Source organism: Pseudomonas sp. B21-056 (assembly GCF_026016325.1).
Taxonomy (GTDB): Bacteria; Pseudomonadota; Gammaproteobacteria; order Pseudomonadales; family Pseudomonadaceae; genus Aquipseudomonas.
Genome location: NZ_CP087203.1, coordinates 5469397 through 5491524, shown reverse-complemented (window position 1 = coordinate 5491524; position 22128 = coordinate 5469397). Strand labels below are relative to the sequence as shown.

The following is a 22128-nucleotide window of genomic DNA, read 5'->3' as shown; positions in this document are numbered from 1 at the left end:
GGAAAGGGAGTGAAGATGGAGCCGATACTGGAACTGGAAAGTGCACGGCTGCTGATGCGGCAGTGGCGCGATGAGGATTTGCCGGAGTTTGCGGCCATGTCTGCCGATCCCCAGGTGATGCGTTACTTCCCGGCGCCCCTGAGTCGCCTTGAAAGCGCCGCGCTGATCGGACGCGTGCGTGGGCATTTTGCCGAACATGGTTTTGGCTTGTGGGCACTGGAGCGCAAGGACACCGGTGCCTTTATCGGTTTCACCGGGTTGGGTGTGGTGGGATTCGACGCGCACTTCACGCCGGCCATCGAGATCGGCTGGCGCCTGGCCCGGGAGCACTGGGGCCTGGGTTATGCCAGCGAAGCCGCCTGGACAGCGCTGCGCTGTGGGTTCGACCGCCTGGGGCTGGACGAAGTGGTGGCGTTCACCTCGACCGATAACCTGCCGTCGCAGAAGGTCATGCAGGCGATCGGCATGCACCATGACCCGGCTGACGACTTCGAACATCCAAAACTCGCGGTCGGTCATCCATTGCGTCACCATGTGCTCTATCGCATCAACCGCGAGCAGTGGTTGCAGACCCTGCACGGTTAACCCGACACGGACGTCTACACTGCCCGCGAGAAGTGGGCCAACAATTGATCCACCGTCGTAGCGCAGACTGCGCGGTGTGCTGTGTGAGGAAGTCTGAATGAGCCACGTGTTGGAAGATCTGGTCGACCTACTGACCCTGGAACCGATCGAAGAGAACCTGTTCCGCGGTCGCAGCCAGGACCTGGGGTTCCGCCAGTTGTTCGGCGGCCAAGTGCTGGGCCAGTCGCTATCGGCGGCCAGCCAGACCGTGGAAGAAGCGCGCCATGTACATTCGATGCATGGCTATTTCCTGCGTCCGGGTGACGCGGCGTTGCCGGTGGTCTATCAGGTGGACCGGGTGCGTGACGGCGGCAGCTTCAGCACCCGCCGGGTCACGGCGATCCAGAAAGGCAATCCGATCTTCACCTGCAGTGCCTCGTTCCAGTACGACGAGCAGGGTTTCGAGCACCAGAGCACCATGCCCCAGGTCGTCGGGCCGGAAAACCTGCCCTCCGAACTGGAGCTGACCCAGCAGCGGGCGCACCTGTTGCCCGAGCACATGCGCGAAAAACTGCTCTGCCCCAAGCCGATCGAGGTGCGCCCGGTCACGGAAAAAGACCCGTACAACCCGCAACCGGCCGACCCGGTCAAATACGTGTGGTTCCGCGCCGATGGCGCCCTGGCGGATTCTCCGGCGCTGCATAAATACCTGCTGGCCTACGCTTCGGACTTCGGCCTGCTGACCACCTCGATGCTGCCCCATGGCAAATCGGTCTGGCAGAAGGACATGCAGGTCGCCAGCCTTGACCATGCCTTGTGGTTCCATGCCGACCTGCGTGCCGATGATTGGTTGCTCTACGCCATGGACAGCCCCTGGGCCGGCAATTCTCGCGGGTTTTCCCGTGGCAGCGTGTTCAACCGCGCCGGGCAACTGGTGGCATCGGTGACCCAGGAAGGCCTGATCCGGCATCGCAAGGACTGGGCATGAGCCTGGTTGATATACGGCACTGGGTGTTCGACATGGATGGCACGCTGACCATCGCCGTGCATGATTTCGCGGCGATTCGCGTGGCCCTGGCGATTCCGGCCGAAGACGACATCCTGACCCACCTGGCGGCATTGCCGGCCGAAGAAGCCGCGGCCAAACATGCCTGGCTGCTGGAGCACGAGCGCGACCTGGCGCTGGGTTCGAGGCCGGCGCCGGGGGCGGTCGAGCTGGTGCGTGACTTGGCCGGGCGTGGCTATCGCCTGGGGATCCTGACCCGCAACGCCCGGGAACTGGCCCATGTGACGCTCGAAGCCATCGGCCTGGCCGATTGTTTCGCCGTGGAGGACGTGCTGGGCCGTGACGAAGCACCACCCAAGCCGCACCCGGGTGGCCTGTTGAAACTGGCCGAAGCCTGGAACGTGGCGCCCGCGGCCATGGTGATGGTCGGCGATTACCGTTTTGACCTGGATTGTGGTCGTGCGGCGGGGGCGCGGACGGTGCTGGTGAACCTGCCGGACAATCCGTGGCCGGAGCTGACGGATTGGCATGCCCGGGATTGTGGCGAGTTGCGGCGGATGCTTTCGGCTTGAGAGACAGGTTGACAGGTCAATCGCTATCGCGAGCAGGCTCGCTCCCACAATAGATCCGCTGTGATCGCAGGTTTTGTGACCGACACCGATCTTCTGTGGGAGCGAGCCTGCTCGCGATGAGGGCTTCACTGCCCGAATAAAGCCCTCAGCCCCTCAGCCGAATTGAACATCCCATCCCCATCATGCCCCACCCCCGGCACTTCGATCAGCCGCTGGTTCAGCCCCACAGGGTGGCGTCGGGTCAGGTAGTCGAAGAAGAAATGCCCGCGCAGCAACCGATACGGCCCCTGGGTCTGTGCTTCACAGCTTTTATCCAGCGCCGGGTGCTCGGGGTCGACGTCCTGTTGCCCGAGCAGGTAGGTGATGTCGCGCTTGATGTAGTTCTCTTCCAGTTGGGCGGCTGTCTGTCCGACGGCATAGGCGGGGAGGTTGTGCAGGCCGTATTTCCAGCGATTGAAACCGGGACAGCCGCCAGGGTCGAACGCCATCGGCCGTTGTGCATCGAAGTAGGCATAGGACGACGGGTTGGCGATGACGAAGCGTGGAGCGATCCGGTATTGCCCATGGGCGAGCAAGGCATAGCGCTGGGCCACCTGGGCACCGCCAGAATGACCGGCAATGACGATTTCCTTCACATCGGGAAACTGCTGCCGGTCGCTGACCCGCGCGACGATGTCGTCGAGAACCTGGTAGGCACTGACCGGTTTCGGCCCTGTGGATAAGCCACCGGCCATCCAGTCGTTACCTTGCCAGCGCAGCAGGTCGCTGGGGAGTTGATGGCGGGTGACATCCTGCTCGTTGAGAAACTGCGGAGCGATGATCAGTGTGGTGGATAGCTGTCCAGCCTGATTGGCCGCTTTCTCGGCGCTGTGCAGGTAGGTGTCGGCATTGCGCAGCCGCCCGTGGAGGACGATCAGCACGCGCTGGATAGACGCCGGGGGCGGGCTCACCCCGACCACCATGCTGCCGCCCTTGAGCTGCAGCCGCCCCTGCGCCACCGTGTTCACGCCGTGTTCGTCAGCCTGGGCGAAGAGGCTGTACAGCACCAGTGCGAGCAACGCTGCCCATTTCATCTACAGGTTTTTCGCCGCAAAGGTGTCGCATTGGCTGACCTGACCCTGGGCGAAGCCGGCCTTGAACCAGCGCACCCGCTGCGCCGACGTGCCGTGGGTGAAGGAGTCCGGCACCACACGGCCCTGGCCTTGTTGCTGCAAGCGATCGTCACCGATGGCGTTGGCGGCATTCAGCGCTTCTTCGACGTCTCCCGGCTCCAGCCAGTTCAGGCGCTTCTGCGCATGGTTGGCCCAGACGCCGGCCAGGCAATCGGCCTGCAATTCCTGGCGCACCAGCAAACCGCCGTCGCCTTCCATCTGCCGACCTTGCTGGCGAGCCTCCTGGATTTTCGCCGACACACCGAGCAACGTCTGTACATGGTGGCCGACTTCATGGGCGATGACATAAGCCTGGGCGAAGTCCCCGGCGGCGGAGAAGCGTTGGGACATCTCCTTGAAGAAGCTCATGTCCAGGTAGACCTGCCGATCCGCCGGGCAATAGAACGGCCCGGTTGCCGACGAGGCGAGGCCGCATGCCGAGTTGACCCGACCGCTGAACAGCACCAGTTTGGGTTGCTGGTATTGGCGTCCGGCCTGCTGGAAGACCTGGCCCCAGGTGTCTTCGGTGTCGCCGAGGATCGAACGCACGAATTCGGCCTGTTCATCGTTGGCCGGTGGCGCCTGGCGGGTTTGAGAAGAGGAGGGCGGGGACTGGTCCATCTGCCCGGCCAGTTGCCCGAGGATCTGCATCGGATCCTGGCCGGTGATCCAGCCGATGCCGACGATCAGCAGAATGGCCGTCAGGCTCAGTCCCTTGCCACCGCCAAAGCGCATCCCGCCACCGCCTCCGTCACCATCGCCACGGGCGTCTACCACGTTGTCACTGCGGCGACCTTTTTTCCATAGCATGTGGGAGTCCTCTGATTGACCGTGTGGACAGTGTTGCCGTTGAGTCGGAATGCCGCCAGTTTACTAACAGATTTCTGACATAAGCACCCTGTGGGAGCATCGGTCGATGAATGTGTACTTGGTTCCAGAATCTGAATTAGACTTCGCATATTCTGGAATCGACAACATTACATCAGGGTCCCATGGCCGGAAGTCAAATTGAACGGGTTTTCGATGTGCTGGAAAGTCTTGCCAGCGAACCTCGCGGCTGGCCGCTTCAAGGGCTGGCCGAACAACTGCAGATCCCCAAGAGTGCCACCCACCGCTTGCTCGCCGAGCTGATGCGCTTGGGCTACGTGCGTCAGAACCCCGAGAACCTGCGCTATCACGTGTCCACCCGGTTGATCGCCCTGGGCTTTCGCTACCTCTCGCGCAGCGGTGCCGACATCGTGCAGCCGGTGCTGGACCGTCTGGCCCGGGAAACCGGTGAGCTGGTGCGCCTGGGCGTCATCGAAGGGGATCGCCAGACCTGGATTGCCAAGTCCCAGGGGGCCCGGTCCGGTTTGCGCTACGACCCGGACATGGGCCGCGAGACGCCGCTGTTCTATACGGCGTCGGGCCATGCCTGGCTGGCGTGCATGAGCGATGCCGAGGCGCTGGCGCTGGTGGAGCGCCAGGCGGCGCAGGTACCTGCGGACGTGGGCCCAAACGCGCCCCACAGCACCCATGAACTGCTCGAATACCTGCGCTCGGCCCGCGTGCAGGGGTATGCCTGTGTCGAGGAAAGCTCGGCGGTCGGCACTTCGGCCATTGCCGCCGTGGTGCGACATCCGCTGGACGGCCGGATCGTCGGCGTACTCAGCGTTGCCGGGCCCAGCGCACGGATGACGCAGGCGCGGTTGCATGAGTTGGCCCCGACCTTGCTGATGTTTGCCGAGGAACTGTCGCAAGCGAGCCAGGCATCGGAGCTGTTCAACTGACACTCGCAGATATTGGCCCCTACATTACGTAACCCAGGATCCCCCATGACCGTCAGCACCCCGCTTTCCGGTGTCAATCAGGCCCTCAAGGGCATCCTGCTGATTGTCTTCGCGACGTTCCTGTTTTCCAGCCACGACGCGCTGTCGAAATACCTCTCGGGTTTCTATCCGATCATCATGGTGGTGTGGGCCCGTTACGTGGTGCACACGCTGCTGATGGCGGGCATCTTCCTGCCGCGCTCGGGGTTGCGGGTGCTGCGCACGAAGCGTCCGCTGTGGCAGTTGGCGCGGGCGTTGTGCCTGCTGGGCACCAGTCTGTTTTTCACCACGTCGCTGCTGTACATCCCCTTGGCCGAAGCGACGGCGGTCAACTTTCTGGCCCCCGTGCTGGTCACCGCGTTGTCGGTGCCGTTGCTGGGTGAACGGGTGACGCGTGGGCAATGGGTGGCGGTGATTTTCGGCTTCATCGGCGTGTTGATCATCGTCCATCCGGGCGGAGACCTGTTCACTCCGGCGGTGCTGCTGCCGTTCTGCTCGGCGCTGTTCTTCTGTTTCTATCAGTTGCTCACGCGCAAGCTCAGCGAAGTCGACAGCCCGACCACCAGCAATTTTTTCGCCGGCCTGTGCAACACCTTGGTGATGAGCGTGCTGGTGCCGTTCTTCTGGCAGGTGCCGAGCCTGTTGCATGGGGCGATGATGTTGGCGCTGGGGGCCTGTGGAATGACGGCGCACCTGATGCTGACCCAGGCCTTTCGCGTTGCCGCCCCGGCGCTGCTGGCGCCCTTCAGTTATTGCCAGATCGTGTTCGCCGGCCTGCTGGGTTGGCTGCTGTTCAGCCACACACCGACACTGACCACAGTGCTGGGTATTGTGCTGATCTGTCTCAGTGGATTGGCCGCTGCCTGGCAGCAGCGGCGCAAATGACCCGGACCACCTGTGGCGAGGGGATTTATCCCCGCTGGGCTGCGAAGCAGCCCCAAAATCCTGGGAATGCGGTGAGCCAGATCAATCGCGTTCTCAATTCTTGGGGCTGCTTCGCAGCCAGCGGGGATAAATCCCCTCGCCACAAAGACAGGGTGTCTGCTTGAGCTGACGGATATCAATCCAGCGTCGGAATCTTGCGCGGTGCCATGAAGTACAGCCAGATCAGGGCCGTGAAGTACATCGCCGGAATCAGGGTGAACAACACCGTGTAGTTGTTATTGGTCACCGTCAGGATGTGCCCCACCAGCTGGGTCATGAACATCCCACCGATGGCCGCGCACATGCCGCCGAAGCCGAACACCGTGCTCATCATGTGCTTGGGCGTGTAGTCCATCACCAGGCTCCAGATGTTGGCGGTCCAGGCCTGGTGCGCGCCGATGGCCAGGGAAATGGCGAACACCGCCATCCACAGGTTGCTGGCACCGGCGGCCATGATCACACCGACGATGCAGCAGGCGAACAGCAGCATGGAGACCAGTCGTGCCTTGATCGGATTGAGGCCACGGCCGATCAGGAACGAAGAGAGGATGCCGCCGCCCACGCTACCGAAGTCGGCGGTGAGGTAAATGATGATCAGCGGGATGCCCATCTGGGTCACGTTGATGCCCAGGCTGTATTGCTGGTTCAGGAACGGTGGCAGCCAGTAGAGATAGAACCAGAACACCGGTGCCGTGATCGAGTAGGCCAGGGCGAACGCCCAGGTGCCGCGCATGCGCAGAATGCGGGAGAAGGGCACGCGGGCCTGTTCCGGTTCGCTCTCACGTTGGATGTAGTCCAGTTCCGACTGTTTGACGCTGGGGTGGTCTTCAGGGTTGAAGTATTTCAGGCCCCAGAACAACAACCAGATCCCGCCCAGTGCAGCCATGCACAGGAACGCCGCCTGCCAGCCCCATACTTGCAGGACCAGTGGCAGCAGCATGGGCGTGAACATGGCGCCGACGTTGGTCCCAGCGTTGAAGATGCCGGTGGCCACGGCCCGCTCACCCGCCGGGAACCACAGCCGGGTGGTCTTCACACAGGCCGGGTAGTTGGCTGCTTCGGTGAGGCCCAGGATGAAGCGGCAGACCATGAAGCCCGCCGCGGAAGTCGCCAGGCCATGGGCGCCGGTCGCCAGGCTCCAGAGCAGCACGGCGAAGAAGAACACGCGCTTGACGCCGATCCGGTCGATCAACCGGCCCTGCAGGATGAAGCCGACGGCATAGCCGACCTGGAACCAGAAGTTGATGTTGGCGTAATCCATCGCCGTCCAGCTCATTTCCTTGGCGAGAATGGGCTGCATCACGCCCAGGGCGGCACGGTCGATGTAGTTGAGGGTAGTGGCGAAAAACACCAGCGCGAGCATGCCCCAACGGGTCTTGCCTACGGCGAGGGCGCCGCGGATCTTGTCGCCGACGCCGCCGGTCGTGGCACCCACGCCTGGGGTCAGGGAGGAACTTTGGGAAGGATTCATAGGGTGTACCCGTTTTTGAAATTCTTATGGGGTGGTCGGGGTTTCATCCATTGATGCCGGCGCTTTGGGCCTGCGTCAATGTGGTGCTGATGGTGCGCAGTGGACGAAAAGTCGTCAATTCGCCCCAGGGCATTTTGTTCGATAATCGCCCAAAAAACTAACTGGGTGGTACATATTAAATTGCTGAAAGGCTTTGGCGCCTCAATAATCTCTCCACTCTTTCAAAAGCGGCGAACCTTCTGTAGCCGATGCCTGTCCCGGGAGCCGAACCCATGCAGCGTTCCATTGCCACCGTATCCTTGAGCGGTACCCTGCCGGAAAAGCTCGAAGCCATTGCCGCCGCCGGTTTCGACGGAGTGGAAATATTCGAGAACGACCTTCTGTATTACGACGGCAGCCCTCGGGAAATCCGGCAGATGTGCGCCGACCTGGGCATTGCGATCACGCTGTTCCAGCCGTTTCGTGACTTTGAAGGTTGTCGCCGTGATCGCCTGTCCCGCAACCTCGAGCGTGCTGAGCGCAAATTCGACCTGATGCTAGAACTCGGCACCGACCTGGTGCTGGTGTGCAGCAACGCCGCGGCCGACAGCCTGGGCGACGAGCGGATTCTGGTGGACGACCTGCGGCTGCTGGCCGAGCGGGCTGGGGCGCGGGGCTTGCGCATCGGTTACGAGGCGCTGGCCTGGGGGCGGCACGTGAATACTTATCAACAGGTCTGGAACATTGTGCGCCAGGCCGATCACCCCAGCCTGGGTGTGCTGCTCGACAGCTTCCATACCTTGTCCCTCAAGGGAGACCCGAGTGCCATCGCCGAGATCCCTGGCGAGAAGATTTTTTTCGTGCAGATGGCCGACGCGCCGATCCTGGCGATGGACGTGCTGGAGTGGAGCCGGCATTTCCGTTGCTTCCCGGGGCAGGGCGAATTCGACCTGCCGGGCTTCCTGGCGCCGATCATCAAGAGCGGCTACACCGGGCCGCTGTCGCTGGAGATCTTCAACGACGGTTTCCGTGCCGCGCCGCCACGGGCCAATGCCGCCGATGGCCTGCGTTCGTTGCTGTACCTGGAGGAGAAGACCCGCCAGCGCCTGGCCGCGGAAGCTGCGCCGGTGGCCAACCTCGATACATTGTTTGCCCCGCCATCGGCCAGCGAATACGACGGCATCGAGTTTCTTGAGTTTGCCGTGGACGATAACCTCGGCGCCAAGCTGTCCCACTGGCTGGAACGGCTGGGCTTCGTCAAGGCCGGTCAGCATCGCTCCAAGAATGTGAGCCTGCTGCGCCAGGGCGATATCAACCTGATCCTCAACTGTGAACCGTATTCCTTTGCCCACAGCTTTTTCGAAGCCCATGGACCGTCGCTGTGCGCCACCGCGGTGCGGGTGAAAGACAGTGCCAGCGCCCTGAAGCGGGCGGTGGATTACAAGGGGCAGCCTTATCGCGGCCTGGTGGGGCCCAACGAGTTGGAGTTGGCGGCGGTGCGCGCACCGGACGGCAGCCTGATCTACCTGGTGGACCAGGAAGCGGACGTCTACGGAACGGATTTCAACCTGCAACCGGGTGCGGTCATCGGCGCGGGCCTCAAGCGTATCGACCACATGGCAATGGCACTGCCGGCCGACAGCCTCGACAGTTGGGTGCTGTTCTACAAGAGCCTGCTGGATTTCGAGGCCGACGACGAAGTGGTGTTGCCCGACCCTTATGGCCTGGTGAAGAGCCGTGCCCTGCGCAGTCGCTGCAGTTCGATCCGCTTGCCCCTGAATATTTCCGAGAACCGCAACACCGCGATCTCCCACGCGCTGTCGAGTTATCGCGGTTCCGGTGTGCATCACATCGCCTTCGACTGCGATGATATCTTCGCCCAGGTCAGCCGCGCCAAAGAGGCCGGCGTGCCGTTGCTGGATATTCCGCTCAACTATTACGACGACCTGGCGGCACGTTTCGATTTCGACGATGAATTTCTCAGCGAACTGGCCTACTTCAACGTGTTGTACGACCGTGACGCCCAGGGCGGCGAGCTGTTTCATGTCTACACCGAACCGTTCGAAGGGCGATTCTTCTTTGAAATCATCCAGCGCAAGAACGGTTATGCCGGGTATGGCGCGGCCAACGTCGCGGTACGGTTGGCGGCCATGGCCAAGTCCCGCAGCGGTGGCTTGCGGCACGCCAAGTTGTAGGGAAATCGTAAACGCGGCAGTAAACGGCAACCCTGTGCCTTCCTTCACTGCACGGCGCAGCCCATAATCGCCAGCCTGTGCAGTGATGGCCGTGAGCCCGCAATGACTATGAATCCAGAACTGTCCGCCGCCCTCGACGAGCCTCTCGTCGCGCCGCGCAAGAGTCGCAAGAACAACCCGGAAAAGACCCGGGAAAACATTCTTCAGGAAGCCATCGTCGAGTTTGTCCAGCAGGGCCTGGCCGGCGCCCGGGTCGATGCCATCGCTGAACGCATCCACACCTCCAAGCGGATGATCTACTACTACTTCAATAGCAAGGAGCAGTTGTACATCGAGGTGCTGGAAAAACTCTACGGCGATATCCGCAGCACCGAAAGCCGCCTGCACCTGGCAGAGCTGGCACCGGTCGACGCAATCCGACGCCTGGTGGAGTTCACCTTCGACCACCACGACCGCAACGTGGATTTCGTGCGCATCGTCTCTATCGAGAACATCCACAACGCCGAGTACGTCAAGCAATCAAGCGTGATCAAGGCGATGAACAGCAGCATCCTCGACGCCCTGGACCTGATTCTGCGCCGCGGCGCCGAAGAAGGTGTATTCCGTACCGGCCTCGAACCGCAGGATGTGCACCTACTGATCAGTTCGTTCTGTTTTCACCGGGTGTCCAACCGTCACACCTTCGGCGAGATTTTCCAGATCGATCTGTCGGACGCAGCGATCAAGCAGCGCCATCGCCAGATGATCTGCGAGTCGGTGTTGCGCTACCTGCAAGCCTGACGCCGAACCCTTTGTGGGAGCGAGCCTGCTCGCGAAGCGGTGTGTCAGTCATTGATATTTCGACTGACACACCGCTATCGCGAGCAGGCTCGCTCCCACAGGGTTTTTCAGTGATTCATGCTCTGGAAATGCTCCAGCATCCGCTGTGCATCCGGCGCGATACCGCTGAACAGTTCAAACGCCTTCACAGCCTGGAACACTGCCATGTTGCCGCCATCCAGCGTGCGGCAACCCAGGGCCCGGGCATTGCGCAGCAGTTCGGTTTCCAGCGGGAAGTAGACGATTTCCGCGACCCACAATTCGCCCCGCAAAAACTCCACCGGCACCGGCATGCCGGGCAGTTTCGCCATGCCCATCGGCGTGGTATTGACCAGGCCGTCCGCCTCGGCCATGGCCGTGGGCAAATCGTGCCCGGCACGGGCGCGACCGGCGCCGAAGTGTTGGTTTAAATTGTTTGCCAGTGCTTCGGCGCGGCTGAACTCGACGTCAAAAATGCTCAGCGTCTGCACTCCTTCCGCCAGTAGCGCATGGGCGACGGCTGCACCGGCACCTCCGGCGCCCATCTGCACCACGGATCGACGCGCAACATCGCTGAGGCCGCGGCGAAAACCCTCGGCAAACCCGAGGCAGTCGGTGTTGTGACCGATGCGCTTGCCGTCCTTGAGCACAACGGTATTCACCGCGCCAATGCCGCGGGCCTCGGCCGAGAGCTCATCCAGCAACGGGATGATTGCCTGCTTGCAGGGGAAGGTGATGTTCAGGCCGGTGAAGTTCATGCGCTCGGCGGCCGTCAGCAGATCGGGCAGGGCACTGCTGTCGAGTTTCAACGCGTCAAGGTCGATCAATCGGTACAGATAACGGATGCCTTGGGCATCGCCTTCATGCTCATGGAGCGCGGGGGTGCGAGACGCCTGGATGCCTGCGCCGATCAGGCCGGCCAGTACGGTGCTATTCGACATGCGCTTCAACCTTTCAACCGCTGACTGAAATGTTCCAGGGCCAGGCGATAGCCATGGCTGCCAAAGCCGCACATCACACCGATGGCGACGGATGAAACGAAGGAGTGGTGACGGAACGTTTCCCGGGCATGGACGTTGGACAGGTGGACTTCGATCACCGGTACTTCGCTGGCGACCAGCGCATCGCGGATCGCCACAGACGTGTGGGTCCAGGCTGCCGGGTTGATGACGATACCGGCACAGCGGCCACGGGCGCCGTGAATCCAGTCCAGCAACTCGCTTTCCTGGTTGGTCTGGCGAAACTCCACCGCCAGGCCGAACTCTTCAGCGGCACGGCCGCACAGCGCCGAGATATCCGCCAGGGTTTCATGGCCGTAGGTGGCGGGCTCGCGGGTACCGAGCAGGTTCAGGTTCGGGCCGTTCAGCACCAGAACGATCGGAGGCATTGCAGTATCTCCACATTGTTATTGTCGGCTTCGGTTGATTCAGCCGGTGGAGATAAATTGTACTAGATGGTTAATTTGGTCAAATAAACCCGACGTCCATAGCCATTAAGTGTTCGATGATCGAACACCAGCTCTCAATCAGGCAGGGGAGATTGTGGCGAGTGATGAAATGTGGCGAGGGGATTTATCCCCGCTCGAGTGCGCAGCGCTCGCAAGCTTTTGCTGGACTGAAGAGCTTGGGGCTGCTTAGCAGCCCAGCGGGGATAAATCCCCTCGCCACAGAGTAATCCTTCACCTCAAAAGGAAGGACTTACCGCCGGCTCAACAACACCCCGGATTCCATGTGGTGGGTCCATGGGAACTGGTCGAACAACGCGCAGCGCGTGATGCGGTGGGTGTCGTGCAGTTGCGCGATGTTCGCGGCGAGGGTGTCGGGGTTGCAGGAGATGTACAGGATGTTCTCGAAGCGCCGGGTCAGCTCGCAGGTGTCCGGGTCCATGCCGGCGCGGGGCGGGTCGACGAAGACGCTGCCGAATGCGTAGCTTTTCAGGTCGATGCCGTGCAGGCGACGGAATGGCCGGACTTCGTTCAAGGCTTCGGTCAGTTCTTCGGCCGACAGGCGCACCAGGGTCACGTTATCCACCGCGTTTTCGCTGAGGTTGCTCAGCGCCGCGTTCACCGAAGTCTTGCTGATTTCGGTGGCCAGCACTTTGCGCACACGGGTCGCCAGGGGCAGGGTGAAGTTGCCGTTGCCGCAGTACAGCTCCAGCAGATCGTCGCTGCGATCGCCCAAGGCTTCATAAGCCCAGTTGAGCATCTTCTGGTTCACGGTGCCGTTGGGCTGGGTGAAGGCGCCTTCCGGCTGGCGATAGCTGAAGGTGCGACCGCCCACGTCGAGTTTCTCCACCACATAGTCGTGGCCGATCACTTCGCGCTTGCCCTTGGAGCGACCAATGATGCTGACGCCCAGGTCGCTCGCCAGTTTCGTTGCCGCGGCGTGCCAGTGCTCATCCAGTGGACGGTGATAACACAGGGTGATCATCGCATCGCCCGCCAGGGTGGTCAGGAACTCCACCTGGAACAGCTTGTGGCTCAGGGGCGCGCTGGCTTGCCAGGCGGCCTTGAGTCGGGGCATCAACTGGTTGATGCGCAGGCTGGCGATGGGGAATTGCTCGATGAGGATCGGCGTGCGCTTGTCGTCCTGGGAGAACATCGCGTAATGCCGCTCGCCGGCCTCGCGCCAGAGGCGGAATTCGGCGCGCAAACGGAAGTTCTGCAGCGGCGAGTCGAACACGGCCGGCTCCGGTGCATCGAACGGCGCCAACAGGTCGCGCAAGCGGGCGACCTTGTCCTGGAGCTGGGCGGTGTAGGCCTGGGTATCAAAAGTCATGCGTTGAACCAACCCAACTTGATCACGAACAGGATCGACAGGATGACCAGCGCCGGGTTCAGCTCACGGCCACGGCCGGACACCAGCTTGATGGCGGTCCAGGCGATGAAACCGAAGGCAATGCCGTTGGCGATGGAGTAAGTGAACGGCATCGCCAGTGCGGTAATCACCACCGGAGCGGCGACGGTGATGTCGTCCCAGTCGATTTCCGCCAGGCCCGAGGTCATCAGCACGGCCACGAACAGCAAGGCCGGGGCGGTGGCAAAGGCGGGCACGCTGGCGGCCAGTGGCGAGAAGAACAGCGCCAGCAGGAACAGGATCGCCACGACGATGGCGGTCAGCCCGGTGCGGCCGCCGGCACTGACGCCCGCCGCCGACTCGATGTAGCTGGTGGTGGTGGAGGTGCCCAGCAGCGAACCGGCCATGGCGGCGGTGCTGTCGGCGATCAGCGCACGGCCCATCTTCGGCATGTGCCCGTCCTTGCCCATCAACCCGGCGCGCTTGGCGACGCCGATCAGGGTGCCGGAGTTGTCGAACAGGTCGACGAAGAGGAAGGCGAAGATCACGCTCACCAGACCGATGTCCAGGGCGCCCTTGATGTCCAGTTGCAGGAAGGTCGGGGCCAGGGAGGGCGGCATCGACATCACGCCGCCGAACGGGGTGAAGCCCATCAGGATCGAGACGATGGTCACCGCGAGGATGCCGATCAGCACCGCCCCGCGCACTTTCAGTGCTTCGAGGGCGACGATCAGGACAAAACCGAGCGTGGCGAGAATCGGTGCCGGTTGTTTCAGGTCACCGAGGCCGACCATGGTCGCCGGGTTCTTCACCACGATGCCGGCGTTGCCCAGGGCGATCAGCGCCAGGAACAGGCCGATGCCGGCGGCAATGGCCGAGCGCAGGGGCAGGGGGATGCTGTTGATGATCCATTCGCGGATGCGAAAGATCGACAGCAGGAAGAACAGCACGGCGGACACGAACACCGCGCCCAGCGCCACTTGCCAGGTGTGGCCCATGTGCAGGACCACGGTGTAGGTGAAGAAGGCGTTCAGGCCCATGCCCGGTGCGAGGGCGATCGGGTAGTTGGCGATCAGGCCCATGACCGTGGAACCGATGGCCGCCGCCAGGCAGGTGGCGACGAACACCGCGCCCTTGTCCATGCCGGTTTCGCCGAGGATGCTCGGGTTGACGAACAAAATGTAGGCCATGGCCAGGAACGTCGTGACGCCCGCCAGGATCTCGGTCCGCACGTTGGTGTTGTGTGCCTTGAGTTGAAACAGCCTTTCCAGCATGTCTGCTCCCCGTGGCGCGCCGGGCGCCGTGAATGTATCGACCTCAACAGCAAAGCACAGACGGCCAATGGCGTCCGGGAGTTTTCTGCGGGTCGGAAAAAGCCGCGCATCATACCAGCAGCGTGGCGATGTGACTGCGATCGTCGTCGATGTTTTACCGAAGCAAAAAGAGGGCCATACTGCGTGCGGTTCCCGGAGGTCGATAGGTGTCGCATGAAAAGAAATCTGCTGGCGATGGCATGTGCGTTGGGCCTGTGGCTGCCCGGGCAGGCCGTCAACGCCGCATCGGCTCCTCCCTTGAGCCAGGTCAAGGTGCTCAAGGTCGAATCGCCGACTTGTGGTTTTGAAGACATTACCGAAGGGCAGGCCCAGACCCGATGCGATCACAGCGGTCCGAATATCAAGGTCTACGTGCTGGAGGTTGGCTATGGCCACCAGCCCAACGTCACGCTCGACGGTTTTGAAGTCGACGGCACCCGTTCGCCGGTGTGTGCGTTCAGCAATGGCAATCTCAACGATTGTTCCACCCGGACCAAAGTGGTCGGCTACCTGTACATCTTCGATCTGAAGGGCAAGCAGGAAGGCACTTTCAGCTTCAGCAATACGTCGATCAACGCCCCGGGCAATCGCCTGTCGACCCAGCTGTACATCAAATAGCCCGCCGCACTCCGTAGGCGCTGTCGAGCGAAGCGAGGCTGCGATCTTTCCCCGGCCAGTTGAGTCCAGAGCGCAAGCTCAAGATCAAAAGATCGCAGCCTTCGGCAGCTCCTACTAGGCTTTCAGTAATCACCCAGCGGAGAGTCGCCATGATGCCTGGAACCAAGATCCCCAGGGCCCTGATCGCCGTTGCCGAAGGTGTCGACGACTTGCAGGCCGTTACCCTGATCGACGTGCTGCGCCGGGCCCAGGTCGAAGTCGTCGTGGCGAGCATCGAAGGGCGACGGATGCTGACCTGTGCCCGCGGCACGCGCCTGACGGCCGATGGGATGTTGGTGGACATGCTGGTGCAGGACTTTGACCTGATCGTCCTGCCCGGCGGCATCATCGGCGCCCAGCACCTGGCGGCCCATCAGCCCCTGCAACAGCTGGTCAAGGACCAGGCCGCCGCCGGGCGTTTCTTCGCCGCCATTGCCGAAGCGCCGGCACTGGCGCTGCAAGCGTTCGGCGTCCTGCGCCAGCGGCGCATGACCTGCCTGCCGGCGGTAAGCCAGCAACTGTCCGGTTGCAGCTTCGTCGATCAACCCGTGGTGGTGGATGGCAACTGCATTACCGCCCAAGGCTCGGCGGCTGCTTTGGCGTTTGCCCTGACGCTGGTGGAACAGCTCAGTGGCAAGGGCGTGCGGGCTGTGGTGGCGGCGGAGTTGCTGGCCTGACAGGCATCAGGCGTGTTGTAGGAACGGCTCGATAAGAGGTTGTTCGCGCTGTTCGGCTTGCCACAAATCATAGTCGGTCTGGACCCCCAACCAGACTCTGGCCTTGCCGATTCCTGCGCGTTCCAGGCGAACAGCCAGATCCGGGCTGACAGGCGCATGGCCATGCAGTACTCGCGAGAGATGAGGCCGGGCGAAGCCCAGGTGCCGCGCCAGTTCGGTGACGGTGATACCCAGTTCGGGCAGCACATCCATCAGGAGCGTTTCGCCAGGGTGTGGCGGGTTGTGCATGGGCATGTTCCAGCCTCCTGTCAGTGGTAATCCAGATAATCGACCAGTTCGATATCCGATCCGATAAAACGAAAAATGATTCGCCAGTTTCCCGAAACGCTCAGGGACCAGTATTCAGCCAGTTCTCCCCTGAGTGGGTGCAGACGCCATCCCGGAACATCAAGGTCGTTCGGTACTGTCGCCCTGTCCATGAACTGAAGCATGCGAGCCAGGCGCTTTCCATGGTCGGCCCGGATGCCACGAGTCGAACCCGTTTCATAGAAAATGCGAAGACCTTTGTGCTGGAAGGATTTAATCATGGAAACGAGTGTAAGGCGATACATTACACTCGGTGCGGTATCCATATACCGCACATGGCCGACAAATGTATGCGTCATGCCGCGTCAGCGCTTATACCCGACCTGCGCAATTACCTTGAACACTCACCCCACCCCGAAGTCGTACCCCTTATGACGGCGGTTTTTCAAAACGCCGCGTGTACGACTAACCGTGAGGTGTTCCATGAGCGCGACCCTGTCCGAAGCGACGCAGGCGTCCTTCGTCCGCCATCCGATCCGTCTGACACTCAATGGACAAGAGCGTGAGTTGCAAGTGTTGCCCTGGACCACACTGCTGGACCTGTTGCGCGAGCAGTTGGATCTGGTGGGCAGCAAGAAGGGCTGCGATCACGGCCAATGCGGTGCCTGTACCGTGTTGCGCGATGGCAAACGGATCAATGCATGCCTGACCTTGGCGGTGATGTGCGACGGCGTCGAGCTGACCACCATTGAAGGCCTGGCCGACGGCGATCGATTGCACCCCTTGCAGCAGGCTTTCATCAAGCACGACGCCTTTCAGTGCGGTTACTGCACGCCCGGGCAGATCTGTTCGGCGGTGGGGCTGGTCAACGAGGGGCGGGCGCAGACGAGCGCGCAGATCAGCGAGCTGATGAGTGGCAATCTCTGTCGCTGCGGCGCCTACAACAACATCCGTGACGCCATCGAAGAGGCGCTGCCGCTGTGCCAGCAGCCAGGGGATGACCAATGAACCCCTTCCATTACAGCAAGCCCGACACCGTGCAGGCGGCCATCGACTTGTCGAGCCCGACTTCACGTTTCATCGCCGGCGGCACCAACCTGCTGGACCTGATGAAAGAAAACCTCACCCGTCCCGGACATCTGATCGACATTACCGGCTTGCCCCTGGCGGACCTCAGTGAAACCCCTTCCGGCGGGGTGATGATCGGTGCCTTGGTGAGCAATGCCGACCTGGCCTGGCATCCGTGGATCGAACGCCGTTATCCACTGTTGTCCCAGGCGATCCTGGCGGGCGCCTCGCCGCAGTTGCGCAACATGGCCAGCACCGGCGGCAACCTGCTGCAACGCACCCGCTGTTATTACTTCTATGACGCCAACGTGCCGTGCAACAAGCGCCGGCCCGGCAGTGGCTGTCCGGCGCACGATGGCTTGAACCGGATCCATGCGATTTTCGGCGCCAGCGAACACTGTGTCGCGACCCATCCCTCGGACATGTGTGTCGCACTGGCCGCCCTCGAAGCGGTGGTCCATGTCCTCGGTCGAGGCGGGGCGCGGACCATCGAGTTCGCCGACTTCCATCGCCTGCCCGGCGATGCACCGGAACGAGACAATCAACTGGCCGACGATGAACTGATCACCGCCATCGAGTTGCCTGCCGCCGGTTTTGCCGAACACAGCCACTATCTGAAGATTCGAGACCGGAGCTCCTACGCGTTTGCGCTGGTTTCCGTCGCGGCGGCATTGGAGCTGGCTGGGCCGGTCATCCGCCAGGCGCGTCTGGTCCTGGGCGGCGTGGCCCACAAACCTTGGCGCGACCGGGCCGTGGAGAGTTGGCTGGCCGGCCAGACCGTCAGCCGCGAAACCTTCGCGGCTGCCGCCGATGCGCTGCTGCAGAACGCCGAGCCGTTGGAACACAACGGCTTCAAGGTCCGATTGGCGCGCCGGGCGATTGTCCGCGCCTTGAGTGATGCCGCACTGGGAGGGCACTCCTGATGAACGCTCCGAGCAAATCCATAGGACAACCGCTGGACCGGGTCGACGGCCTGCTCAAGGTGACAGGTCAGGCCCGTTATGCGGGCGAATACCCCGAGGACGGCCTGCTGCACGGCAGCGTTGTGTCCGGCACTGTCGCCCGTGGCCGCGTGTTGCGCATCGATTCCTCCCGAGCCCTGGCGCTGCCCGGCGTCGTCGCGGTAATCGACCATACCAACCGGCCCAGGATCGCCAGCTATGACGAGCCCTACCAGGACGCCGACGCAGCGGACGGTTCGCCGTTCCGGCCGTTGTACAACGACCAGGTGCGCTACAGTGGCCAGCCGCTAGCGCTGGTGGTGGCGGAAAATCTCGAACTGGCCCGTTACGCCGGCTCACTCATTGAAATTGAATATGAAGCCCAAGACCATCAGACCGATCTGACCATCCTGCAAAACGAAGCCCATCCGGCACCGGCCGAACTGCCCAAGCCTCGTGGGAATTTTCAGGGTGAGTACGCCAGTTCTGCGATCAATGTGGATGTCTCCTACAGCACCCCGGTGGAACATCACAACCCGATGGAGCCCCATGCCAGCACCGTGCTGTATCAACCCGATGGCAGCCTGCACATTCATGACAAGACCCAGGGCACGCAGAACTGCCAGGCCTATGTGCAAAAGGTGTTCGGACTCGAGAAAGAGCAGGTGCGCGTATTCGCCGCGTTCGTCGGCGGTGCCTTCGGTTCCGGGTTGAGGCCGCAATACCAACTGCCCCTGGCGGTGATGGCCGCGCTGGCGCTCCAGCGCTCGGTGCGGGTCAGCCTGACGCGCCAGCAAATGTTTACCTTCGGCTACCGGCCGCGGACCTTCCAGCGCTTGCAATTGGGCGCTGCGGCCAATGGACGGTTGCTGGCCGTGGCCCACACCGCCATCGGCCAGACGTCGCATTTCGAAGACTTCACCGAGCACGTGGTGGAGTGGAGCGGCATGCTCTATCACTGCGACAACGTGCAGTTGACCTACAAACTGGTGCCGTTGGATGTCTACACGCCGCTGGACATGCGTGCGCCCGGCGCGGCCCTCGGGCTGATCGGCCTGGAGTGCGCCATGGACGAACTGGCCTGTGCCCTGGCGATCGATCCGCTCCAGTTGCGGTTGATCAACTACGCCGAGCGTAACGAGAACGAAGGCAAGCCTTATTCCAGCAAGGCGCTGCGCGAGTGCTACGCCGAGGGCGCCCGGCGTTTCGGCTGGGACAAGCGCAATCCGGAACCGCGCAGCATGCGCACAGGCCGGCAACTGGTGGGCTGGGGCATGGCGGGTGGTGTCTGGGAAGCGATGCAGCAGAAGGCCAGCGCACAGGCTTCGCTGGCGGCTGATGGCAAGCTGACTGTCAGCAGTGCTACCACGGACATTGGCACTGGCACCTACACGGTCATGACTCAGATCGCCGCCGAGACGTCAGGGGTTTCCCTGGAAAATGTCAGTTTTATCCTCGGCGATTCGTCCCTGCCTACCGCGCCGCTGCAAGGCGGCTCGTTCACCGTCTCGTCGGTGGGCACGGCGGTGCAGCAGGCGTGTGAAGCCCTGAAGGAGAAACTGCTGGCCGTGGCCCGGCAGACCTGTCCGGCCTTCAGCGGTGCGACCCTTGAGCAAGTGACGTTCGCTGACGGTCAGTTGCGCCTGGGCGATGCCGGCGTGTCGTTGGCGGAGCTGGCGCAAAACAGTAGCGAAACACCGTTGCAGGCCCAGGTGACCGCCGAGCCGGATAAAAAACGCCAGGCCTATGCCACCGCCACGCACTCGGCGGTGTTCGTTGAAGTGTGGGTGGACGAGGACCTGGGGACGGTGAAGGTCAATCGGGTGGTCAGTGCCATTGCGGCAGGAAGGGTGATCAACCCGAAGACCGCCCGCAGCCAGATCCTCGGCGGTGTGGTCTGGGGCGTCGGCATGGCACTGCATGAAGAGACCCTGACCGATCATGCCCTGGGCCGGCACATGAACCACAGCCTGGCCGAGTATCACGTACCGGTGAATGCTGACATCGGCGAAATTAATGTGGTTTTCGTCGAAGAACAGGATGAAGTCGTCAACGCCCTCGGTTCCAAGGGCGTCGGTGAAATCGGTATCGTCGGTGTGGCAGCGGCGGTGGCCAATGCGATTTATCACGCCACCGGCAAGCGGGTGCGGGACTTCCCCATCACCCTGGATAAGTTGCTTTAGCGTCGTCCGCCGGTTCATGCATCCGGTCGCGGTTGGCCAGGGTCGGGAACAGTTTGATCCAGACCCCGGTCACCAGCAGCGTACCGACACCGCCCATGACCACCGCCGGCACTGTGCCGAACCAGTGGGCGGTCAGGCCGGACTCGAACTCACCCAACTGGTTCGAAGCGCCGATGAACAGCCCGTTCACCGCGCTGACCCGGCCGCGCATCTCATCCGGTGTTTCCAACTGCACGAAGGATGCACGGATGACCATGCTGATCATGTCCGCCGCGCCCAGCACCACCAGCACCGCCAGGGAAAACCAGAACGACGTGGAAAGGCCGAACGCAATGGTGGCGACCCCGAACACGCCCACGGCGGTGAACATCACCCGGCCGACCTTGCGCTCCACGGCGAACCGCGCCAGCCACAGTGACATCAGCAGGGCGCCGACCGCCGGGGCCGAGCGCAACAGGCCAAGGCCCCAGGGGCCAGTGAGCAGGATGTCCTTGGCGAACACCGGCAGCAGCGCCGTCGCGCCGCCCAGCAGTACCGCGAACAGATCCAGGGAAATGGCGCCGAGAATGTCCGGGCGGCTGCGGATGAAGCGAATCCCGGCCAGCAACGAATCCAGGGTCGCCTTGCCTTTGTTCAGCGGCGTCTGGCGAGCGGGCAGGTTGAGCATCAGGCAGCAGGCAATGAGGTAGAGCACCACGGTCGGCCCGTAGACCCAGACGCTGCCGAAGGCATACAACAGGCCACCGAGGGCCGGAGCGACGATGGTCGCCGATTGCTGGGCCGATTGCGCGGCGGCCACGGCACGGGGAAACAGCGTGGCCGGCACGATGCTCGGCAGTAGCGCCTGAGTGGTCGGCATTTCAAAGGAGCGGGCGGCGCCCAGCAGGAAGGCGAGGATAAAGATCATCTCGCGGGTGACGTGGTCGGTGGCGCTGCCGATGACTAGCGCCAGGGCGATCATCGCTTGCATCGACTGACAGATCGCCGCGACCTTGCGCCGGTCATAACGGTCCGCCACATGCCCGGTGTGCAACATGAACAGCACCCGTGGCGCGAACTCCACCAGCCCGACGAGGCCCAGGTCCAGGACGTTGCCGGTCAGTTGATAGAGGTTCCAGCCGATGGCCACGGTGAGCATCTGAAAACCGCTGGCGGTGAATACCCGGGCCAGCCAGAACGCGATGAAAGGGCGGTGGTGACGGAGCAGCAACGGCGCTTGGCTGGGCATCTAGACGGGTCCGGTGATGAAGGCAATGAGATTATCACCGAGCTGTAACTGGAGGTTGCGACCGGCGCAAAAATAGTTAGCCAAGCATCGATGTGGATCTGGATCTGGATCTGGATCTGGATCTGGATGTGATTTTTGTGGCGAGGGGATTTATCCCCGCTGGGTCGCGAAGCGGCCCCAAAATTTTTGGTAACCGTGAAATTTTGGCGAGTGCTGCGCACTCGAACGGGGATAAATCCCCTCGCCACAAAGATTTCCGTTGGCACACGGTTTCCTGCAACCGCACTGAGTCAACCTGTCACGCGACAAAAGACCACGCCGTTCATCGGCGAGAATGCGACTACTCTTTGAACATTGCTTGATCCAGATCAACTCCGCTTGGGGCGTCGATCTGGTGGCCATCCGGCCAGGCTCCTGCGTTGTGACGGTTTTAAAAAGAACGATTTGAAAAGCATCGCACTCCATATCCCTGGGGGCAGCGATGCAGGCCCC

General features: G+C 62.3%; 22 protein-coding genes. 12 read left to right on the top strand and 10 right to left on the bottom strand.

Annotated features, from left to right (window positions below; translation table 11 throughout):
- Window positions 1-15 precede the first annotated feature (15 nt).
- The 3 genes from LOY67_RS23930 to LOY67_RS23920 all read left to right on the top strand — a co-directional run bounded on the left by LOY67_RS23930 (window position 16) and on the right by LOY67_RS23920 (window position 2142).
- On the top strand, window positions 16-585 hold the full coding sequence (locus tag LOY67_RS23930) for a GNAT family N-acetyltransferase (RefSeq protein ID WP_265064721.1): 570 nt from the start codon (window positions 16-18) through the stop codon (window positions 583-585).
- 97 nt (window positions 586-682) lie between these two features.
- Window positions 683-1552 (top strand): acyl-CoA thioesterase II, encoded by an 870-nt coding sequence (gene tesB / locus LOY67_RS23925; protein WP_024780306.1) that lies wholly within the window; start codon window positions 683-685, stop codon window positions 1550-1552.
- Window positions 1549-2142 carry an HAD family hydrolase gene (locus tag LOY67_RS23920; protein WP_265064720.1) on the top strand — a complete coding sequence of 198 codons (594 nt, stop codon included), beginning with the start codon at window positions 1549-1551 and terminating at the stop codon, window positions 2140-2142. Before tesB ends, LOY67_RS23920 begins: the two co-directional genes overlap by 4 nt.
- Window positions 2143-2267: 125 nt before the next feature.
- On the opposite strand, the gene LOY67_RS23915 is transcribed toward LOY67_RS23920, so the two are convergent.
- Together LOY67_RS23915 and LOY67_RS23910 are read right to left on the bottom strand one after the other, a co-directional pair.
- Complete coding sequence (locus LOY67_RS23915; protein WP_265064719.1) at window positions 2268-3215, bottom strand: alpha/beta hydrolase; 948 nt, start codon at window positions 3213-3215, stop codon at window positions 2268-2270.
- Window positions 3216-4103 carry a neutral zinc metallopeptidase gene (locus tag LOY67_RS23910; RefSeq protein WP_265064718.1) on the bottom strand — a complete coding sequence of 296 codons (888 nt, stop codon included), beginning with the start codon at window positions 4101-4103 and terminating at the stop codon, window positions 3216-3218.
- Between the two features lie 182 nt (window positions 4104-4285).
- Here LOY67_RS23910 and LOY67_RS23905 point away from each other — a divergent pair, with 182 nt between their 5' ends.
- On the top strand, window positions 4286-5062 hold the full coding sequence (locus tag LOY67_RS23905) for an IclR family transcriptional regulator (protein WP_265064717.1): 777 nt from the start codon (window positions 4286-4288) through the stop codon (window positions 5060-5062).
- 45 nt (window positions 5063-5107) lie between these two features.
- Window positions 5108-5986, top strand: coding sequence for a DMT family transporter (locus tag LOY67_RS23900; RefSeq protein WP_265064716.1), 879 nt, complete (start codon window positions 5108-5110; stop codon window positions 5984-5986).
- Between the two features lie 175 nt (window positions 5987-6161).
- Here LOY67_RS23900 and LOY67_RS23895 read toward each other — a convergent pair whose 3' ends face one another.
- Window positions 6162-7496 (bottom strand): MFS transporter, encoded by a 1335-nt coding sequence (locus LOY67_RS23895; protein ID WP_265064715.1) that lies wholly within the window; start codon window positions 7494-7496, stop codon window positions 6162-6164.
- 272 nt (window positions 7497-7768) lie between these two features.
- Here LOY67_RS23895 and quiC point away from each other — a divergent pair, with 272 nt between their 5' ends.
- Both quiC and LOY67_RS23885 read left to right on the top strand, forming a co-directional pair.
- The gene (quiC, locus tag LOY67_RS23890) at window positions 7769-9670 is read left to right on the top strand and encodes a 3-dehydroshikimate dehydratase QuiC (RefSeq protein ID WP_265064714.1); all 1902 of its coding nucleotides are present in this window, start codon (window positions 7769-7771) and stop codon (window positions 9668-9670) included.
- 102 nt (window positions 9671-9772) lie between these two features.
- Entirely contained in the window at window positions 9773-10450 is a 678-nt protein-coding gene (locus tag LOY67_RS23885; RefSeq protein WP_265064713.1) for a TetR family transcriptional regulator, read from the top strand.
- Between the two features lie 107 nt (window positions 10451-10557).
- On the opposite strand, the gene LOY67_RS23880 is transcribed toward LOY67_RS23885, so the two are convergent.
- The 4 genes from LOY67_RS23880 to LOY67_RS23865 all read right to left on the bottom strand — a co-directional run bounded on the left by LOY67_RS23880 (window position 10558) and on the right by LOY67_RS23865 (window position 14537).
- Complete coding sequence (locus LOY67_RS23880) at window positions 10558-11409, bottom strand: shikimate dehydrogenase (RefSeq protein WP_265064712.1); 852 nt, start codon at window positions 11407-11409, stop codon at window positions 10558-10560.
- A 5-nt stretch (window positions 11410-11414) separates the two neighbouring features.
- Window positions 11415-11855 carry a type II 3-dehydroquinate dehydratase gene (gene aroQ, locus LOY67_RS23875; protein WP_047702651.1) on the bottom strand — a complete coding sequence of 147 codons (441 nt, stop codon included), beginning with the start codon at window positions 11853-11855 and terminating at the stop codon, window positions 11415-11417.
- A gap of 310 nt (window positions 11856-12165) precedes the next feature.
- A complete protein-coding gene (trmA, locus tag LOY67_RS23870) occupies window positions 12166-13245 on the bottom strand; it encodes a tRNA (uridine(54)-C5)-methyltransferase TrmA (RefSeq protein ID WP_265064711.1) in 1080 nt (359 codons plus the stop codon).
- The gene (locus LOY67_RS23865) at window positions 13242-14537 is read right to left on the bottom strand and encodes an NCS2 family permease (protein WP_265064710.1); all 1296 of its coding nucleotides are present in this window, start codon (window positions 14535-14537) and stop codon (window positions 13242-13244) included. Before LOY67_RS23865 ends, trmA begins: the two co-directional genes overlap by 4 nt.
- A 213-nt stretch (window positions 14538-14750) precedes the next feature.
- Between LOY67_RS23865 and LOY67_RS23860 the strand changes: the two genes are divergently transcribed.
- On the top strand, window positions 14751-15194 hold the full coding sequence (locus LOY67_RS23860; protein ID WP_413776153.1) for a DUF4879 domain-containing protein: 444 nt from the start codon (window positions 14751-14753) through the stop codon (window positions 15192-15194).
- Between the two features lie 149 nt (window positions 15195-15343).
- Window positions 15344-15910: a DJ-1 family glyoxalase III gene (locus LOY67_RS23855; RefSeq protein ID WP_265064709.1), complete on the top strand. Its 567-nt coding sequence runs from the start codon at window positions 15344-15346 to the stop codon at window positions 15908-15910.
- 6 nt (window positions 15911-15916) lie between these two features.
- Here LOY67_RS23855 and LOY67_RS23850 read toward each other — a convergent pair whose 3' ends face one another.
- Both LOY67_RS23850 and LOY67_RS23845 read right to left on the bottom strand, forming a co-directional pair.
- Window positions 15917-16204 (bottom strand): HigA family addiction module antitoxin, encoded by a 288-nt coding sequence (locus LOY67_RS23850; RefSeq protein ID WP_092459784.1) that lies wholly within the window; start codon window positions 16202-16204, stop codon window positions 15917-15919.
- A gap of 14 nt (window positions 16205-16218) precedes the next feature.
- The gene (locus LOY67_RS23845) at window positions 16219-16497 is read right to left on the bottom strand and encodes a type II toxin-antitoxin system RelE/ParE family toxin (RefSeq protein WP_265067820.1); all 279 of its coding nucleotides are present in this window, start codon (window positions 16495-16497) and stop codon (window positions 16219-16221) included.
- 202 nt (window positions 16498-16699) lie between these two features.
- On the opposite strand from LOY67_RS23845, the gene LOY67_RS23840 reads away from it, so the two are divergent.
- The 3 genes from LOY67_RS23840 to LOY67_RS23830 are packed head-to-tail and all read left to right on the top strand — an operon-like array spanning window position 16700 to window position 20408.
- Complete coding sequence (locus LOY67_RS23840; protein ID WP_055129692.1) at window positions 16700-17224, top strand: (2Fe-2S)-binding protein; 525 nt, start codon at window positions 16700-16702, stop codon at window positions 17222-17224.
- Window positions 17221-18207 (top strand): FAD binding domain-containing protein, encoded by a 987-nt coding sequence (locus LOY67_RS23835; RefSeq protein ID WP_265064708.1) that lies wholly within the window; start codon window positions 17221-17223, stop codon window positions 18205-18207. Before LOY67_RS23840 ends, LOY67_RS23835 begins: the two co-directional genes overlap by 4 nt.
- Window positions 18207-20408, top strand: coding sequence for a xanthine dehydrogenase family protein molybdopterin-binding subunit (locus tag LOY67_RS23830; RefSeq protein ID WP_265064707.1), 2202 nt, complete (start codon window positions 18207-18209; stop codon window positions 20406-20408). Before LOY67_RS23835 ends, LOY67_RS23830 begins: the two co-directional genes overlap by 1 nt.
- Here LOY67_RS23830 and LOY67_RS23825 read toward each other — a convergent pair.
- Window positions 20386-21636 (bottom strand): MFS transporter, encoded by a 1251-nt coding sequence (locus LOY67_RS23825; RefSeq protein WP_265064706.1) that lies wholly within the window; start codon window positions 21634-21636, stop codon window positions 20386-20388. The genes LOY67_RS23830 and LOY67_RS23825 overlap by 23 nt on opposite strands.
- Between the last annotated feature and the right edge of the window lie 492 nt (window positions 21637-22128).